This is a genomic window from Geobacillus sp. FSL K6-0789, from assembly GCF_038593135.1.
Classification (GTDB): domain Bacteria; phylum Bacillota; class Bacilli; order Bacillales; family Anoxybacillaceae; genus Geobacillus; species Geobacillus stearothermophilus.
The window spans coordinates 1580204-1597437 of the sequence record NZ_CP151966.1; the positions used below are offsets into that span (position 1 = coordinate 1580204).

Sequence of the window (17234 nt, forward strand, 5' to 3'; positions counted from 1 at the left end):
CATGACATTTGCTTTTTTCTACCGCGCTTCGCTTGGTGGCCCCGACGAGCGTCGCGAACAAAAGTTCGCAACCCTCGTCGGGGAATCATTCCGGAATGTCACCCACAAATATTTTACTCACACTTTCGGATGAAGAGATTCAACTGATTGCCGAAGCGGTTGGGTATCGTGATTCGTCTCGAACCTTTCCGTTGCGCGAGTTGATTCACTTCTTCCTGCTGGCCGCCATGCATCAATGGAAAAGCTTTCGCCACGGAGCCGATGTGGGGCCTCTGTATGGATTGCCGCGATTCCATTATTCAACTGTATCCAAGAAAGCGAAAGAAGTTCCCTATGACATCATGAAACGCTTGTTGGCGTTGATCATTTCCAAGTGCAACCGCCAAACCCGCCGTTCGCTTCGGTTTCCCAAACCGCTTCGGGTGGTGGATTCGACGACCGTCACGGTCGGGAAAAACCGCCTCCCATGGGCGCCGTATCACGGCGAACGCGCCGGAGTGAAGCTGCACGTCGCGTATTCGCCGGAATCCTCGCTGCCGGCAGACGTGGTGGAAACGACCGGGCTGCGTCACGATGGCCCAGTGGGAGAACAGTTGACGAACCCTCAACAAGTGCTCGTGGAAGACCGGGCGTATTTCAAAATCGAACGCCTCGATCGATTTGCGGAGCAGCATCAGCTCTTTGTTGTAAACTAGCACATTATTTCAGAATCCCTTTTTCAAATTATTTCAGGCGGATTCGGAAATAATGTGCAAAATTTTTGCGGATTGTTCCGGATTTTGCACATTCTTTCGGAACGTTTGCACGCTCTTTCAGATGAAGATTTCCAGCGCGCCTGATGGACCTATGGAAAAGAGAAAGCACAAAAGAGGCCGATTCGGCCCCTTTCGTGCTAATACCCCATTTCCTCTGCGGCCATGCGCACCACTTCTTCGTCAATGGCGTCCTTTTTCAGCTGATACCCGTATAACAGGCACGTCGTGGCCAACGTGTTGATCACCCGAGGCCATCCCCGCGACTGCAGGGCAATCGCCTCTAACGCCGATGGGGTGAAGATCGGATGCTTCGCCCCGGCCTGTTTCATCCGATGTTCGATGTAGCCCGCCACCTCTTCCTTCTCCAGCGGCCCCATCCGGTATCGCATGATGATCCGCTGGTCGAGAGGGCGGTGCTGATTGAGCCGCAGCTTCCCCTGTAAATGGGGCAGCCCGGCCAAAATCAAGACAAATGGGTTGGTCGAATCCATCTCAAAGTTGAACAAGATCGCGATGTCCTGTAAAAATGCATCCTTCGCTAAATGCATCTCATCCAAAATGAACACCGGCGTGATCCGCCGTTCATGATACAATCGCTCGATCGCCTGCTGGATTTGGCGGAAGAGGTCTACCTTGCGGTACTTCGGTTCCTCTCCTAATCCCAAGGCCAGTCCACGGTAAAAATCCATCACGCCTCCGGTGGATAACGGAAAGTAGACGACATGATACAATGATGGATTCAATGACTCTTTCAGCGCCCGAAGGGCGAACGTCTTGCCCGCCCCCGGCTCTCCGATCAACAGCCCGATCCCCCGGGTTCGTTTCACGTACTCCAGCGCCCGCAACGCTTCCTGAAATGACGCCCCTTGATACGCCTCGGACGGGTCTGTTTCTTTCGCAAACGGCTCCCGCGAAAGGGAGTAAAACGATTTATACACTGTGTTCTCCCTCCTTCGCCGGAATCGCCGCAAACGGGGACCGATGGCGTTTTACATAGGCATTGTCCTCCAAACGCACCCGAATGGCTTCCGCCACCCGTTTGCCCTCTTCGTACACATAGACGCCTCGTTCGTCATAGCGGAGCTCAATCGATTGCCCAATGAACCGAGGCGGCACTTCGTATAGCTGTTTATTCAGGGTGATTGTGCCATCGGCTTTCACCTTGCGGTGCTCCCGTTTCAGAAAAATCGCATCCAGCCAATCGCCATCTTCGATGAACGACACGAGATGCACTTGCGATTGAAACACCTCATGCGGCGTTTTTCCGTCCAGTGAGGCGTGCGGTTTTCGATGATACTCCTCTTCAAGCCACTTCCAAAAACGCTCGTTCAACTCGTCAAGCGATTTCGGCGGATTCAGCTCCAACAGTGGATAAAACCGTGTCTGTACGGTGCGGAAGAACCGTTCGATTTTTCCCTTGCTTTGCGGGTCATACGGCTGGGTGTGGATGAGTGTAATCCCCATCTCGGCGCACGCATACTGCAGCACCTCGGACCGATAAATTTTCCCGTTGTCCGAGTAAATGCGTTTCGGCTTCCCGCAACGAAGCACCGCTTCCTTCGTGACGATCCGCAGCCCGTCAAACTTCTCCGAAGGGAAAAACTGCGCGTACGGCACAAACCGCGAGCAGTCATCGATATAGGTGATCAAAAACGTTTTCTGGGCTTTCCCATGGACGCGAATCGTGGGTCCATGGGATAAGTCCCCTTGCCATAGCTCATTGATCTGGTCATACGCAAAACGCTTTCGCTCCGGCATCGGCAAGATTTCTTTTCCCACCAGGTTGTGTTTTTTCAACAATCGGTATATAGTAAAGTAAGAGGTATGATTTTCTGGGATTTCCCCCTGCTCGATCAGGTGTTCGTAGAACACCGTCACGGGCATGGTGGGATGTTCTTTTCTTAGGGCTAAAATATGATCCTCATCATCGGGCGACAGACGCCTTGAGTGGCCGCGGTCCGAACGGCGCTTCGGCTTTAAGGCGTCAAAGCCCCCTTTTTTGTATCGGGTGCACCAATCGAGGATCGTCTTGGCTGCGATTCGTTTGTCTCCCTGGTGGGGAACATGGTGCACTCGCTCGCTCACCTCTTTCAGATACGTCTTCGGTTCCACCTGCCCATTCACCAACGGAGCGATTAGCCCGTACCGAAACAGGGCAATGTCGTGTCTCATCGACTCATTCATTCAAATCTCCTCCTTGTCTCACTTGGAATCAGGACCGTTCCGGTCCGTCTGCCCTTATCGTACCGAATTGCTTTTTCTCCGTCGATAGGAAAGGTTTGTGGGAACCGAAACTATTTCCAATTTAGGGTATGTATGTAAAATCAGGATCCCATTTAATTCGCAAAAGGGTGTCGGAATCCGCCCTCCCACATCTCTCTGATGGCCGAATCAAGACCGTGTTCCTCTAACGTCTGGATCCACCAAGAAGCCCGTTCCTTTTCTTTTTTCACGATAGGGCCTATGATCCTCCACCGCCTCGCAAAAAAGCTGTGAAGGCTTGATAGGTTTCGGTAGAACCGTCGGACATAAAAGATGATGCCGTCCTTTGTCGGGAGAAACGGAGCCTGGTTCGTCCTTTCGGTCAATCCCAACTGCTCTTTCACGACTTGCCATATGGCGGACAACGTATACTGAAAATACGGGAGGAGAAAGGAAGGCAGCACACTCACCGTCTTCAAGCATTCCCGACAGCGATACCGGACAATCCAAATGCGATAATCACCATGTGGGGTCAATGCGTTTCGCTCATAGTAACCGTGGCGGTGCAACGGGCGCTTGGCCCGGCAATGCGGACACTTTTTCAGAAGAGGGAAGTCGTTTTCTTTTCCACGCTCTGCATACGTTTGGACGTCAATGCCAAAGTCATGAAATTGGATCACGTCCTCCTCCCCCTCCTATGAACCGATGGATTTTCTCTTCCGAAATAATTCACAAAAAATTTAGCACATTCTTTCAGAAAAGGGGAGAGGGCTTTCTGAAGGAATGTGCAAAAAAATGTCTCTTTTGTTCCGAAATAAAGTGATAATTTACACTTTGTCATTCGAATGAAGGACAACATCGAACTTCATCAGAAAAAAAGCTTGAAACGCCTTTCCAGCACATCTTCATCGGTTCAAGCCGACTTCACGTGCCAGTTGGGGACGAAACAATACCGCTCCACCAAGCGTCACCGGGTGGTGATCTTTCGAGATGCGAATGGCCGCGATATTCGGGTCGTGACGAACCTCTTCCATGCGTCTGCGGAAACCATTGCCGACATGTACCAACAACGTTGGGCTGTTGAGGTCTTTTTCCGTTGGGTGAAGCAATATCTGAATGTCCCGACCTTGTTTGGCACGACGGAAAATGCGGTATACAACCAACTGTTTGCGGCGTTCATCGCGTATGTGTTGCTGCGATGGCTGTATGATCAAACCAAAAAACAGACGAACGTCTCTCTTTCCTTCATTTCGTTCGTTCGCCGTTTTTTCTCTAGGCAGCTTCCTCTCGATTGGAAATCCGGGATGGCCGCTGCTTTGTTTGAGTATGCCCAAATTTATGGAAGGCGTATGTCTAATTTTGGATAATCAACACTCGTGAGCTTATTTATTAGATCGAACGCCAGACGGGCTGCGCAACAATTATTTAGGAAAGTTATTGGCTGAAGGGAAAATGCACTTAAAGTATCCAAATCAACTAAACCACCCAAAACAAGCGTATATAACAAATAAGCAATATTCATGATTTGTTCAATATTTCACAATCTCTAATAAAGAAAATAATGTTACAATAATGGTAACAAAAGAAAAGTTGAGGTGACGGATGATGCTTGTATGCGAATGGAGAAACTTTTCAACAGATGCAGAGACATATACATTGGAGCTATTTGAAGAAATGATTGGCGATGAATTTGAAGCAATGATGTTTGAAGATGATCAAGATATTCCTTCTTATATATGGACGGCTAACTACGTCGTGATCGTTAAGCGAAATACGCGCATGTACAACGATATTTCGTTTGAAAAGATTCCACGCAATCCAGTGTGTGAGTAACCGCCTTCTTTATAAGAAGCGGTTCTCTTATACAACATATTTGCTCAATATTTCACAAAGCTGACACACACAAACAGGCTTATCCTCGTTATAATGTGAATGTGAAAACAATCATATTTTTATTTTCAATTAACTTGTGAAAAACTTCACAAGGACAATACAGGAGGGGAAGGGTCTTATATGGCTGTTGATGAAAAAGTATTAGACCAAAAGAAAGAAGTTACAAAAATGATCGATACGCTCGTCGCGAATGCGCAAAAAGCGTTAAAAGCGTTTCGTGATTACGATCAAGAAGCGATTGATCATATCGTTAAGCAAATGGCGTTAGCTGGACTTGACAAACATATGTATTTAGCGAAGTTAGCGATTGAAGAAACAAAACGTGGCGTGTATGAAGATAAAATCATTAAAAACATTTTTGCGACAGAATACATTTATCATAACATCAAATATGATAAAACCGTCGGCGTTATTCGCGAAAATGAACAAGAAGGTATTATTGAAATTGCTGAGCCTGTTGGAGTCATCGCTGGGGTTACACCAGTAACAAACCCAACATCAACAACGATGTTTAAAGCGCTTATTTCAATCAAGACGCGCAATCCAATCATTTTTGCGTTCCATCCGTCCGCGCAAAAATGCAGCAGTGAAGCGGCACGCATTTTACGTGATGCAGCGATTGCGGCCGGTGCGCCAGAACATTGTATTCAATGGATCGAAACACCTTCCGTTGAAGCAACGCAACAACTTATGCATCACCCTGGTGTTTCGCTTATTCTTGCGACAGGTGGAGCAGGCATGGTCAAAGCAGCATATAGCTCAGGAAAACCAGCATTAGGGGTTGGACCTGGTAACGTACCTTGTTATATTGAAAAAACAGCAAATATTAAACGCGCGGTGAACGACCTTATTCTTTCAAAAACGTTTGATAACGGAATGATTTGTGCATCTGAACAAGCGGTCATTATTGATAAAGAAATATATGATGCGGTGAAAAACGAAATGATCGCAAACAAATGTTACTTTTTAAATGAAGAAGAAAAGAAAAAAGTCGAAAAGCTTGTCATTAATGAAAATACGTGTGCAGTAAACCCGAATATCGTCGGTAAACCAGCATATGAAATTGCAAAAATGGCCGGTGTGGACGTTCCAGTTGATACGAAAATTCTTGTCGCAGAATTAAAAAGCGTCGGTCCGCAAGAGCCGCTTTCTCGTGAAAAATTAAGTCCTGTATTGGCGTGCTATAAGGTGAATAGCACAGAAGAAGGGTTAAAACGAGCAGAAGAAATGCTTGAATTTGGTGGACTTGGCCACTCCGCTGTCATTCATTCGGAAAATCAAGACGTCATTCTTGAATTCGGTAAGCGAATGAAAGCAGGACGAATCATCTCTAATGCACCATCTTCACAAGGAGCGATCGGGGACATTTACAACGCATACATTCCGTCATTGACGCTCGGTTGCGGTACGTTTGGAGGCAACTCCGTTTCGACAAACGTGGGTGCGACACACTTAATTAATATTAAAAAATTAGCGAGAAGGAATGTAAACATGCAATGGTTTAAAGTTCCACCAAAAATTTATTTTGAAAAACATGCGACACAATATTTAGCGAAAATGCCAAACATCTCACGTGCCTTTATCGTTACAGACCCAGGTATGGTGAAGCTCGGCTATGTCGATAAAGTGTTATACTATTTGCGTAAACGTCCAGATTATGTGCATTGCGAAATTTTCTCAGAAGTTGAACCAGATCCATCAATTGAAACAGTGATGAAAGGTGCCGACATGATGCATGCGTTCCAGCCAGACGTCATCATCGCGCTCGGCGGTGGTTCGGCGATGGACGCGGCGAAAGCGATGTGGCTGTTCTATGAACATCCAAATACCGACTTTAATGGCTTAAAACAAAAGTTTTTAGATATTCGTAAACGCGTATTTAAATATCCAAAACTCGGTCAAAAAGCGCAATTTGTCGCGATTCCAACAACATCTGGTACAGGTTCAGAAGTGACATCGTTTGCGGTCATTACAGATAAGAAAAATAACGTCAAATATCCGCTTGCTGACTACGAGTTAACACCAGATGTCGCCATCGTTGACCCACAATTCGTCATGACGATGCCAAAACATATTACAGCGGATACAGGTATGGACGTATTAACACATGCGATTGAAGCGTACGTATCGAACATGGCAAACGACTACACAGACGGATTAGCACTAAAAGCCATTCAACTCGTCTTTGAATATTTGCCACGCGCATACAAAAACGGCAACGATGAAGTGGCGCGCGAAAAAATGCATAACGCATCAACGATTGCCGGTATGGCATTCGCGAACGCATTTTTAGGCATTAACCATAGTTTAGCGCATAAACTTGGCGCAGAATTCCATATTCCGCACGGACGTGCGAACACGATTTTAATGCCGCACGTCATTCGTTATAACGCGACAAAACCGAAGAAATTTGTAGCGTTCCCTAAATATGAACATTTTATCGCGGATAAACGCTATGCGGAAATCGCACGCATTTTAGGATTGCCAGCACGCACAACGGAAGAAGGAGTCGAAAGCCTCATTCAAGCGATTATCAAGCTTGCAAAAGAGCTTGAAATGCCATTAAGCATCGCGGAAACAGGCGTCAGCAAAGAAGAGTTTGAAAGCAAAGTCGAACAACTTGCTGAACTAGCTTTTGAAGATCAATGTACAACAGCCAACCCAAAATTACCATTAGTCAGCGACCTTGCCGACATTTATCGCCAAGCGTATAAAGGGGTTGAATGAAGAAACAGGGATGTCCCGCGGGGATGTCCCTTTTTATCATGATCAAAGACTTCTTCGCTTCCCTTGGTCCGTAAAAGTTGTTAAGAAAAGCGGTTCAAGGTAAACTAAACATGAAGCTACTTAATAGGTAGGGGAAATGAGATGAAACAAGCAAAAACGAACGCGATGCGTCTATTAGACCGAGAAGGCATCTTATATGATGTGTGGACATATGAAAACAACGATGGAAAAATCGATGGGGTATCCGTAGCGAAAAAAATCGGAAAAGACCCAAAAACCGTCTATAAAACGTTAGTGACAAAAGGAAGCAGCGGAACGATTTACGTATTTGTCATTCCTGTAGAGGCGGAACTTGATTTGAAAAAAGCAGCGAAAGCGGCACAAGAGAAAAAAGTAGAGCTTCTTCCTGTTCATGAGATTGAAAAGCACACAGGCTATGTTCGCGGCGGATGTTCACCGATTGGAATGAAGAAGCAATATGCCACGTTTATTGATGAAACGGCTCTTCAACTTAAAAAAATCATTGTCAGTGCAGGAAAGATTGGCATGCAAATCGAACTGTGCGTCGATGATTTGCAGAAGATGACGGGTGCAAAGCTCGTCGATCTTGTAAAAGAAAAAGAAAAAGACGGACACAACTAGGCGAGTCCGTCTTCAATTTCTACCTCTACTCCGAAATGGTCAGAAATGACATGGCCATTTTGGCCGTTAAAAATGGTTTTAGAGTATTTTACGTGTAAAAGCTTGTTTGATAGAATCAAATCAATGCGTAAGTTTTTTTCGTTTTCATTCCAACCATCAATTTTCCCTTGAACCGTAGTACCGCTATCCTTCTCTTTTGCTAGTACGTATGTGTCATAAAGCCCTCTACTCATCATGTAATCATAGCCCTCTCCACGAATGTGGGCGTCGTTATTAAAATCGCCCATGAGGAAGAAAGCGTCTTCATATTCAATTTTTTTAAGAAGTGTATCAAACTGATCGCCGAAAGGTTCTTCTTCATCATGCCACCAACCAAGATGACAAGAATAAAACGAGAGAGGGCGTCCATGCCAACGAATGGTTGCCCCAACGATTTTACGAGTTTTCCAAAATAAAGGATTCTGATTTTTAGAAACATAGAAAGAATGTTTCTTTATAATAGGATGTTTTGTTAAAATGGCTAATCCTTCTTCATATTTCTCATAGCCGATATGAGCAAAATCCCAAACGAGAGAATAATCACGACAACCGAGTTGCTCAAGATTTTTTAATAAAATGAATGCAAAGTTATCTTCTTTTATGTTTTCATAGATGTATGGAGCTTCAATCGATTGGCTTACTTCTTGCAAAGCGATGACATCGTATTTTTTTTCGTTTATGATTTCAGCTAAATACTTAATTTTTTGTAATTGATTTTCCTCTTGCCATGAGTGGCAATTTAATGTTAGTAATTTCATGGCTTAAACCCCTAAAAGATCTTGAATATTGGATTTTAAAACATCTGCTTTTGGTCCATAAATGGCTTGAACGCCTTTATCTTTTAAAATTAATCCGAGTGCTCCTGCTGTTTTCCACTCTTGTTCAGAAGCCACTTTATGAATATCTTTTACCGTTACACGTAAACGTGTCATGCACGCATCGACATCCTCAATGTTATCTTTGCCGCCGAGTAATTCAATAATATGAGCGGCTAAAGAATCGTCATTGGTTGTATTTTTTGATTGAGATTGAGCTGGCTCTTCTGCTTCTATATAGTTTCCGTTTCGACCCGGTGTTGGCAAGTTCAGTTTTTTAATCAGTGCATTGAATACAACAAAGTTGATGCCGAAAAATGCAAGGCAAGAAATAGCGAAGTTCACCAAATCTTTTACAAGTCCTGCTTTAATGATCATTGGTGTTCTTGTTAAAAATTCAATAAAGCCAAATGCGTGAATACGTAAATGGATTAGATCGGCAAGGGCAAACGCTAAACCAGTTGTAATCGCATACACAATATATAAAACGGGTGCGACAAACATAAACATGAATTCGATCGGTTCTGTCACGCCTGTCAAAAATACGGCTAATGCTGCAGAGAAAAACATGGATTTATATTTTTCGCGCTTGTCTTTATCAACATTGATATACATAGCTAATGCAACACCGATGAGAGAAGCGGTCGATGTAATCATTTGTCCAACTTTAAATCGTGCTGGATGAACGGTTTCAAGCAAATGATGGTATGTTTTTGTGTCTCCAGAAGCTAACAGGTTGTTTAAATCGGTGATCCATGCAAGCCATAAAGGATCTTGACCAGCAACGATTTGTCCTGCTTTTGAACCGGTTAAAATCGTATAGGTTCCACCGAGCTCTGTATAGTTCACTGGCACTGTTAACATATGATGTAAGCCAAATGGCAATAAGAGACGCTCCAACGTACCGAAAATAAAAGGTGCAATGATTGGCGCTGTATCTTTAGACGTAGCGATCCAACGTCCAAATCCGTTTAATAAGCTTTGAACAGACGGCCATACGATCGATAAAATAAGCGCTGTGATAACTGAACCAGCGATCACAACAAATGGAACAAATCTTTTCCCATTAAAGAAATTAAGAGATTTTGGAAGACGATCAAAGTTATAATATTTATTACTGTAGATGAGCAAATTTGCTAACATAAATTTACAAACTAAACAAAAAAGGAGACATGAACCCGATTCCTTGGTTAGAATAGATGTGCTACCAACTACCCACAAGGAGGTTCATGTCTCATGAATAGATTAGCACATCATCAAGGAATCCACAAGTTTTTCATGACGCTGGGATTGGCGCTTTATTTCTCGAAGCCGGTCATCAAGCATCTCGTTCATCTTGTCGACGCCTTGACGACCAAGGGATTTTCGGGGACATTGACGGATGTCCGGTACTGGAGTTTTCATCCGAATCATCGAACCACGCTCAGCCACTTTTTCACGAAAAGCCCTTGGAACGAGGAAAAACTGCTTGAGAAGCTTCAGGAGTGGGTTCTTCGCCAGATCGAACGCCTGGCCAAACGGACGAATCAACCCCTGTTCCTTTCGATTGATGATACCATTTGCCAAAAAACGAAGCCTTCGTCACGGGCAACGCACGCCATTCAAGGGTGTGACTGGCATTTCTCTCACAGCGATCATCAATTGGTCTGGGGGCATTCGCTTGTTTGGCTGATGGTGCACACCTTCACGCAAGCGTTTCCGTTCGCCTTTCGTCTGTATGACAAGACATCGGGAAGAAGCAAAATCGACCTGGCGATCGAGATGCTTTCCTCGCTCAAGGGGAAGCGGGCTCAGCCGGTGTATGTGCTCGTGGATTCATGGTATCCGTCCCAAGCGCTCATCGAAGCCTGTCTGAAACAAGGATTCCATGTCATCGCCATGCTCAAGACGAACCGGATTCTCTACCCGAAAGGTATCGCCATCCAAGCGAAGGAGTTTGCCCGCTATATCGAGCCAAATGACACCCGCCTCGTCACGGTGGGGAACGAGCGCTATCGTGTCTACCGCTACGAAGGCGCGCTCAACGGTCTTGATGACGCGGTGGTGCTGCTGGCTTGGAAGGCGGATCAACCGATGACGCCGGATCATCTCCATGTCATATTGAGCACCGACCGGGAGCTGAGTGACGAAGACATCTTGCGTTACTATGCCCAGCGCTGGACGATCGAATGCTTTTTCCGGCAGGCAAAAGACCAGCTGAAGCTCGATGGGTACCGTGTTCGCCACGTTCGGGCGGTGAAACGGTATTGGGTCGTGGTGCTGTTAGCCTGCGTATACAGCATCGCGGAATCTCAACAAGACATCTCTTCCGGCCTGGAGCTTCTTCGGTCTCGGAAAGGGCACAGCGTCGTCGAGTTCATCTATGACGCCGCAAAGCAAGATATTCCCATTGATGTGATCAAAAAACAGCTCCATGTCGCCTAAGGGGTCCCCTGTTTGTCTCTTAGGGAATGGAAATTACTGTAATGAAAAATACTCATCTACAGTTTATTATATAAGGAAGCTCCTAAAAATCCTGAAATGATTCCTACAAAAACCCCCATGTTTAATGCCGGAGCTCCGAGAACAGAGATAAAGTAATCTTTAACAATTAGTTTGCTTCCAGTAATGGTGACGACAGTTGCTTCTGGGTCTTGCAACATGGCATTATTGACGCCAAAAATCGCTCCTGTGATACGGTTAATTAAAATAAATGCAATAAGTGCCGCAAAAGCTCCGCCTGCACGCTCTTTTGCCCAAGAGCCCCCGATTGCGACCGCAAATAAAATATGGAGATTGACAATGATCGCCCAACCGATCTCCTCCATAATCCGTGCAATCGATTGCACGAATGAAACATCTCCGCTCATCATGCCAATTAATTTTCCTAATGAAATCATCAAACCGGCTGCAGGCATGACAGCAACAACGACCATCAATGCTTTCCCGAACTTTTGCCAAAAATCGAATGATGTCAATTTCATTTTTTTCATTTTTTCTCTCTCCCTTCTAAATGGTAGGGGGTTAGTTGAAAGTGAATACATTTTCTTGTGTGATTTTCAAACAAATTCATCAACTTCAATGCAACCGGTTGCATTATCTATTTTAGTTGAATGGGTAAAATTATGCAATAGAAAGAGATGATTTGTAAAAAAATTTTAACTGTAGATGAGCATTTTTCATTACAATAATTTCCATGGTTAGAGAGACAAACAGGGTACCCCTTACGCGATACGGAGCGGTTTTTTGATCACATCAATGGGAATATCTTGCTTTGCAGCGTCATAAATGAACTCGACGACGCTGTGGTCTTTCCGCGACCGAAGAAGCTCCAGCCCGGTGGAGAGGTTTTGTCGGGATTCGGCGATGCTGTACAAGCAGGAGAGCAGCACCACCGCCCAATACCGTTTCACCGCCCGAATGTGGCGAACGCGGTATCCATCCAGCTTCAGTTGATCTTTCGCCTGCCGGAAAAAGCACTCGATCGTCCAGCGCTGGGCGTAGTAACGCAAGATGTCTTCGTCCCCGAGTTCCCGGTCGGTGCTCAAGATGCAATGAAGATGTTCCGGCGCCATCGGCTGATCCGCCTTCCAAGCCAGCAGCACCACCGCGTCATCGAGGCCATGGATGGCCCCCTCATAGCGATACACGCGATAACGCTCCTGCCCCACCGTGACGAGGCGGGTGTCTTTGGACTCGATATAGCGGGCAAACTGCTTGGCTTGGATGGCGATGCCTTTCGGGTAGAGAATCCGGTTCGTCTTGAGCATCGCGATGACATGGAATCCCTGTTTCAGACAGGCTTCGATGAGCTTTTTGGACGGATACCACGAATCCATGAGCACATACACCGGCTGAGCCCGCTTCACCTTGAGCGAGGAAAGCATCTCGATCGCCAGGTCGATCTTGCTTTTTCCCGCTTTCTTGTCATACAGGCGGAACGCAAATGGGAACGCCTGCGTGAAGGTGTGCACCATCAGCCAAACGAGCGAATGCCCCCAGACCGATTGATGATCTTTATGCGAGTAGTGCCAGTCGCACCCTTGAATGGCGTGCACAGCCCGTGACGAAGGCTTTGTTTTTTGGCAAATCGTATCATCAATCGAAACAAAAAGGGGTTGATTCTTCCGTTTGGCCAGTCGTTCGACCTGGGAAAGGATCCACTCTTGAAGCTTCCCAAGCAGCCTTTCCTCGTTCCAAGGGCTTTTCGTGAAAAAGTGACGGAGCGTCGTTCGATGATTCGGATGAAAGCTCCAGTAATGAATATCAGTCAATGTTCCCGAGAATCCCTTGGTGGTCAAGGCATCGACAATATGAATGAGATGCTTGATGACCGGTTTGGAAAGCTGCAGCGTCAACCCCAGCGTGAAGTGTGAGTAAAATATTTGTGGGTGACATTCCGGAATGATTCCCCGACGAGGGTTGCGAACTTTTGTTCGCGACGCTCGTCGGGGCCACCAAGCGAAGCGCGGTAGAAAAAAGCAAATGTCATGCAAAAAGGACTCTCTCCCTGCTATGATGGTGATGACCAACATCCATAAAACAGGAGGGAGAGAGTCCATGAAACATCTTACCACAGAATGGCCTTTATTAAAAGAGCTGGAGGAACAATTAGTCAGAACTCTTCAAAAGGTGTTCGCTGTCTTGTTGGCGGCCCTTTTGGAGGAGATTGATCAACAACTGGCGGAAGCGCGGGACAAGCGCCGGTATCAGCTGAAAGACAAACGGCCGACTACGATCCAAACGCTGTTTGGAGAAGTGACGTTTCGACGGAACTACTACTATGACCGGCAAACGGGGAACTATACCTTCTTGCTGGATGCCGAACTGGGCTTTGATGGAGCGCAGTCGATCAGCCCTTGCCTCGAGGAAACGGCGGTCGAGTTGGCCGTAGAGTGCTCTTCCTACCGCAAAGCGGCCCGTACGTTGGAGTCGATCGTGGGGTATGCGGTCCTAAGCCACGAGGCGATTCGCCAACTGGTGCTGGAGGCCCCTGTCTCGCTGCACCGCCCTGTTTCCCAACGGCACGGCCGAGTGCTATTTGTGGAGGCGGATGGGCTGTTCATTTCCCGCCAGGGGAAAGGGAAACGGGCGAAAGAAGAGAAAATCCTGGCGGTTCACGAGGGATGGAAACGAAACGGTTCGCAGCTCGAGCTCGTGAACCGGCGCCACTACCTCCATGAAGGGGCGGGAGACGTGTGGGAACGGTTTGAAGAGTGGCTGATGAACGAATATGCCTATGATCCGTGCCGGGACCTTTTGATCATCAACGGCGACGCGGCGTCGTGGATCACGGCCTGCCGGGAGTATTTTGGGAAGCGGGCGTGCTTTCAGCTGGATCGATTTCATGTGGCGCGGGAGCTGCGTCAGTGTCTGTCCGGCCATCCGCGTTGGCGGGAGGTGCGGAGGAAGCTGGCGAAACAAGACGAAGAAGGACTTTTGGTCGAGCTGAACAGCGCGGTCGGCACGTTGGGGGACGAAGGCAAAGAACAACAGCTGGCCGCCTTGATTCGCCGGATCGAGTCGATGCCGGGATGCATCCGGGACTATCGGGAGTGGCTGTCGGAGCAAGGGGTGGAGACGACCGGCATGCGTCCGATGGGCCACGCCGAGAGCGTGATGAGCCGGTTTGCGCATCGGGTGAAATCCCGCCGCAGCTGGAAAGACCAAGGGCTTCGGGCGTTTCTGAGGGCGATGGCGGCCCGAATCGACGGGATTTGGCGGAGAAATGGGCAGTTGGTGGAGGAAGAAGAGACCCGAACGGCGGCCTCGGCCTCAACAAAGTCCAAGCGGATCGAACAGGCCAAACGGAAGGCCGGACGGTTATGGGCAGATGTGGTGCGTCAGAATCTACCGTGTCTGCAGCGGTCATCCGGGACGCCGATCCATCAAGCGTTGTCGGCGCTCCGGGATGGTGGTTGGGTGTAAAAAAATGGAATACAATATCATCACTTCAAGATGAGGGATGAGAGTCCGAAAGCGCTTACGATATCAATTCCTGAAAATGGTTCGCTAACTAGTGATTGACAACGCCCGTAGTGAACCGAAAAAATGTTCTCCACAAAGTCTTGACTGACTCCCGGTCTTGGGAGAAGGCCGGTGCTTCTTTTTCGATGCGGCGTCATCATCACCTCGTGTCACACCAGTGGTTTGACCAGCAACAACTCATCTCGAATAGGAATGCCGTCAGGACTTGTTTTCGGAATGTTTGGCTTGATTTGTCGCGCCTTGTCGACAGCGTTGGGAAAGACGTTCACAATTTGATAGCCGCGCTTTTGATAGAAACGAAGGGCATGCAAGTTGTCGTTGGTAGTGATCAGTTGAACAGCCGTGCACCTTTGTTGTCTCGCCCATGCCTCTGCCTCATGCAAAAGGGCGCTGCCGATGCCGCGGTTTTCCATTATGCTGTCTAGCGAGATGATCTCGCATTCGCTGCCACGGATGATGAATGTAATCAGTCCGATGATCCGCTGACCGTTCTCAACAGCCGCAAATCCATCCAGCTCTCTGCAGTTATAGATGCCGGTTGAAACAACCATTTGCGGACTTCCCCAATGGTTGGTGAAAAACTGGTTGACGATGGCGCGGTCCAACTGTTTGGTTGGAACGATGTTCAAGGCGCTCCTTCTCCTTTGTGCAGATGATGATGTTTGATCACCCCAATGCATAAGACGTTCACTTCCGTGCGTGATTTTGACACTCCGCACGCCTAAAGGCGTGGGATTCTTGGGTCGTTTGCGTCCTCATCCATTTCTGGTTCGGACAACGCCCAAATTCAGGGGTGTGTCATCACCCCGTCCCATCGGGTTAGGATGTACCCCAATGGGCGGCGCACCTGTGACCAGTGCGCTAGGTTAGACGGGGCTCGCTTTCATCCCACCCCTCAAGGAGTGGGCTTTCTCGCTGATCTGTAACAGGGGATGTCCACATCCGTCCTCCTCTTGTGTCAAAGGGCCGAGTCTTTTTGCATCATCGTTCGTTGAAACGAGTGAAAAACAGCAAAGGAAATGAATGTTAGCACAATCCCTGCCATATATGGCAAACTGGACTTTAAGGTGAACAACCAGCCGGCGATCGCCGGACCGCCGATGCGGCCGAGCGAATCGAACGATGATAAGACGCCTGTTGCGCTTCCTTGGCCATCCGCCGTATATTTCGTCAACAACGCGGAGACGCACGGGCGGATGACGCCGTTTCCAATGCCGAAAATCGTTAAATAGAGCGCGGCTGTCCAAAAGCTGTGAACGAATAAAATGAGAAAAAAGCCAACTGCTGACAAGAACAGCCCGACACGAATGACAGCTCCTTCCCCGAATGAGCGGATCAGTTTTCCAAGCAACCCTCCTTGGACGATGGCCCCTGCAAGCCCCATGATCATAAAGATGTAGCCAAGTTCCGTCGACGAAAGCCCCGCACGTTCAGCGGCAAAATAGGCGAACGTCGCTTCAAGTCCAGCGAGGGAAAACGTTGTGATCAGCTGCAGTAAGTATAGGCGCGCTACAGGCCCTTGGAGGGCGGCCGCAAGCGAGGGCCGCTTTGTTCGTATATTCGTTCGTTTTTCTCTCGGAAGCGACTCATGCAAGAAAACGAAAACGAATAGAGCGGTCAAGAGCGCCAAGCTGCCTGCCATCCAAAACGGAGCGGTTAAGCTCGCTTTCGAGAACACGCCGCCGATCCCCGGTCCGAAAATGAATCCAAGCCCAACGGCCGCTCCGATCATCCCCATTCCTTTGCCCCGGTCTTCTTCCGTTGTCACATCTGCGACGTACGCCATAGCGGCCGGCATCGTGGCCGCCGATAGACATCCGCCGATGATGCGAGCGGCAAACAACATCCAAAGCTTTGTCGCGACGGCGAGCAAGAAAAACGAAAGAGCCAAACCGAAAATGCCGACAAGCAGCATCGGCTTTCGTCCATAGCGGTCCGATAAATTCCCCCACATCGGCGCAAATAAAAATTGCATGAGCGAATAAACGGCCATCAACCAGCCGAGCTGCGTTGGCGTCGCGCCGATTTTTTCTGCGTAAAATGGAAGGACAGGGATAATGATGCCAAACCCGACCATGACCAAAAACATCACGAGAAACAAAAGCGATAAACCGCGGCGATTGCCCATGATCATCATCTCCACGATATGGTTTGCCTCTTTCATCATAATGGAAAGACAGGCGTTTTTCAAAGC

12 protein-coding genes and 5 pseudogenes are annotated in these 17234 nt (G+C 47.6%); 8 read left to right on the forward strand and 9 right to left on the reverse strand.

The features are described from left to right. Window positions 1-95: 95 nt before the first annotated feature. Window positions 96-689, forward strand: a pseudogene (locus NSQ51_RS08270) (transposase); the annotation flags it as partial. 203 nt (window positions 690-892) lie between these two features. Here NSQ51_RS08270 and NSQ51_RS08275 read toward each other — a convergent pair. From NSQ51_RS08275 to NSQ51_RS08285, 3 genes are all read right to left on the reverse strand, one after another. Then, window positions 893-1693: an AAA family ATPase gene (locus tag NSQ51_RS08275; protein ID WP_064213564.1), complete on the reverse strand. Its 801-nt coding sequence runs from the start codon at window positions 1691-1693 to the stop codon at window positions 893-895. Next, on the reverse strand, window positions 1686-2939 hold the full coding sequence (locus NSQ51_RS08280) for an IS481 family transposase (RefSeq protein WP_342462656.1): 1254 nt from the start codon (window positions 2937-2939) through the stop codon (window positions 1686-1688). Before NSQ51_RS08280 ends, NSQ51_RS08275 begins: the two co-directional genes overlap by 8 nt. 152 nt (window positions 2940-3091) lie before the next feature. Beyond that, on the reverse strand, window positions 3092-3637 hold the full coding sequence (locus NSQ51_RS08285; RefSeq protein WP_033011705.1) for a DUF6431 domain-containing protein: 546 nt from the start codon (window positions 3635-3637) through the stop codon (window positions 3092-3094). A gap of 153 nt (window positions 3638-3790) precedes the next feature. Here NSQ51_RS08285 and NSQ51_RS08290 point away from each other — a divergent pair. The 5 genes and pseudogenes from NSQ51_RS08290 to ybaK all read left to right on the forward strand — a co-directional run. Next, window positions 3791-4324 (forward strand): annotated as a pseudogene (locus NSQ51_RS08290) (transposase); the annotation flags it as partial. Window positions 4325-4337: 13 nt separating this feature from the next. Then, window positions 4338-4481 (forward strand): annotated as a pseudogene (locus NSQ51_RS08295) (transcriptional regulator); the annotation flags it as partial. An 81-nt stretch (window positions 4482-4562) separates the two neighbouring features. Further along, the gene (locus tag NSQ51_RS08300; protein ID WP_049625382.1) at window positions 4563-4790 is read left to right on the forward strand and encodes a hypothetical protein; all 228 of its coding nucleotides are present in this window, start codon (window positions 4563-4565) and stop codon (window positions 4788-4790) included. A 180-nt stretch (window positions 4791-4970) separates the two neighbouring features. After that, complete coding sequence (gene adhE, locus NSQ51_RS08305; protein WP_033017072.1) at window positions 4971-7577, forward strand: bifunctional acetaldehyde-CoA/alcohol dehydrogenase; 2607 nt, start codon at window positions 4971-4973, stop codon at window positions 7575-7577. A gap of 141 nt (window positions 7578-7718) precedes the next feature. Next, window positions 7719-8219, forward strand: coding sequence for a Cys-tRNA(Pro) deacylase (ybaK, locus tag NSQ51_RS08310; RefSeq protein WP_033017071.1), 501 nt, complete (start codon window positions 7719-7721; stop codon window positions 8217-8219). On the opposite strand, the gene NSQ51_RS08315 is transcribed toward ybaK, so the two are convergent. Continuing rightward, entirely contained in the window at window positions 8216-9016 is an 801-nt protein-coding gene (locus NSQ51_RS08315; protein WP_033017069.1) for an endonuclease/exonuclease/phosphatase family protein, read from the reverse strand. The two genes, ybaK and NSQ51_RS08315, sit on opposite strands and share 4 nt — an antisense overlap. 3 nt (window positions 9017-9019) lie before the next feature. Beyond that, window positions 9020-10276, reverse strand: a pseudogene (locus tag NSQ51_RS08320) (PTS transporter subunit IIBC); the annotation flags it as partial. A gap of 33 nt (window positions 10277-10309) precedes the next feature. On the opposite strand from NSQ51_RS08320, the gene NSQ51_RS08325 reads away from it, so the two are divergent. Next, a complete protein-coding gene (locus NSQ51_RS08325) occupies window positions 10310-11497 on the forward strand; it encodes an IS701 family transposase (protein WP_049625563.1) in 1188 nt (395 codons plus the stop codon). 62 nt (window positions 11498-11559) lie between these two features. Here NSQ51_RS08325 and NSQ51_RS08330 read toward each other — a convergent pair. Then, window positions 11560-12036 (reverse strand): annotated as a pseudogene (locus NSQ51_RS08330) (PTS transporter subunit EIIC); the annotation flags it as partial. 240 nt (window positions 12037-12276) lie between these two features. Next, a complete protein-coding gene (locus tag NSQ51_RS08335; RefSeq protein ID WP_342462758.1) occupies window positions 12277-13461 on the reverse strand; it encodes an IS701 family transposase in 1185 nt (394 codons plus the stop codon). Window positions 13462-13612: 151 nt separating this feature from the next. Here NSQ51_RS08335 and NSQ51_RS08340 point away from each other — a divergent pair, with 151 nt between their 5' ends. Then, window positions 13613-14980 (forward strand): ISLre2 family transposase, encoded by a 1368-nt coding sequence (locus tag NSQ51_RS08340; protein WP_341082615.1) that lies wholly within the window; start codon window positions 13613-13615, stop codon window positions 14978-14980. 209 nt (window positions 14981-15189) lie between these two features. On the opposite strand, the gene NSQ51_RS08345 is transcribed toward NSQ51_RS08340, so the two are convergent. Continuing rightward, window positions 15190-15669, reverse strand: a complete 480-nt coding sequence (locus tag NSQ51_RS08345; protein ID WP_049625328.1) for a GNAT family N-acetyltransferase — start codon at window positions 15667-15669, stop codon at window positions 15190-15192. 329 nt (window positions 15670-15998) lie between these two features. Further along, the gene (locus NSQ51_RS08350; RefSeq protein WP_049625330.1) at window positions 15999-17168 is read right to left on the reverse strand and encodes an MFS transporter; all 1170 of its coding nucleotides are present in this window, start codon (window positions 17166-17168) and stop codon (window positions 15999-16001) included. Window positions 17169-17234 lie beyond the last annotated feature (66 nt).

Excerpts from the sequence above, each read along its gene's own strand:
- NSQ51_RS08280 (WP_342462656.1), bottom strand. The coding sequence starts at position 2,939 with ATGAATGAGTCGATGAGACACGACATTGCCCTGTTTCGGTACGGGCTA.
- NSQ51_RS08325 (WP_049625563.1), top strand. The coding sequence starts at position 10,310 with ATGAATAGATTAGCACATCATCAAGGAATCCACAAGTTTTTCATGACG.
- ybaK (WP_033017071.1), top strand. The coding sequence starts at position 7,719 with ATGAAACAAGCAAAAACGAACGCGATGCGTCTATTAGACCGAGAAGGC.
- NSQ51_RS08300 (WP_049625382.1), top strand. The coding sequence starts at position 4,563 with ATGCTTGTATGCGAATGGAGAAACTTTTCAACAGATGCAGAGACATAT.
- NSQ51_RS08340 (WP_341082615.1), top strand. The coding sequence starts at position 13,613 with ATGAAACATCTTACCACAGAATGGCCTTTATTAAAAGAGCTGGAGGAA.
- NSQ51_RS08350 (WP_049625330.1), bottom strand. The coding sequence starts at position 17,168 with ATGGGCAATCGCCGCGGTTTATCGCTTTTGTTTCTCGTGATGTTTTTG.
- NSQ51_RS08315 (WP_033017069.1), bottom strand. The coding sequence starts at position 9,016 with ATGAAATTACTAACATTAAATTGCCACTCATGGCAAGAGGAAAATCAA.
- adhE (WP_033017072.1), top strand. The coding sequence starts at position 4,971 with ATGGCTGTTGATGAAAAAGTATTAGACCAAAAGAAAGAAGTTACAAAA.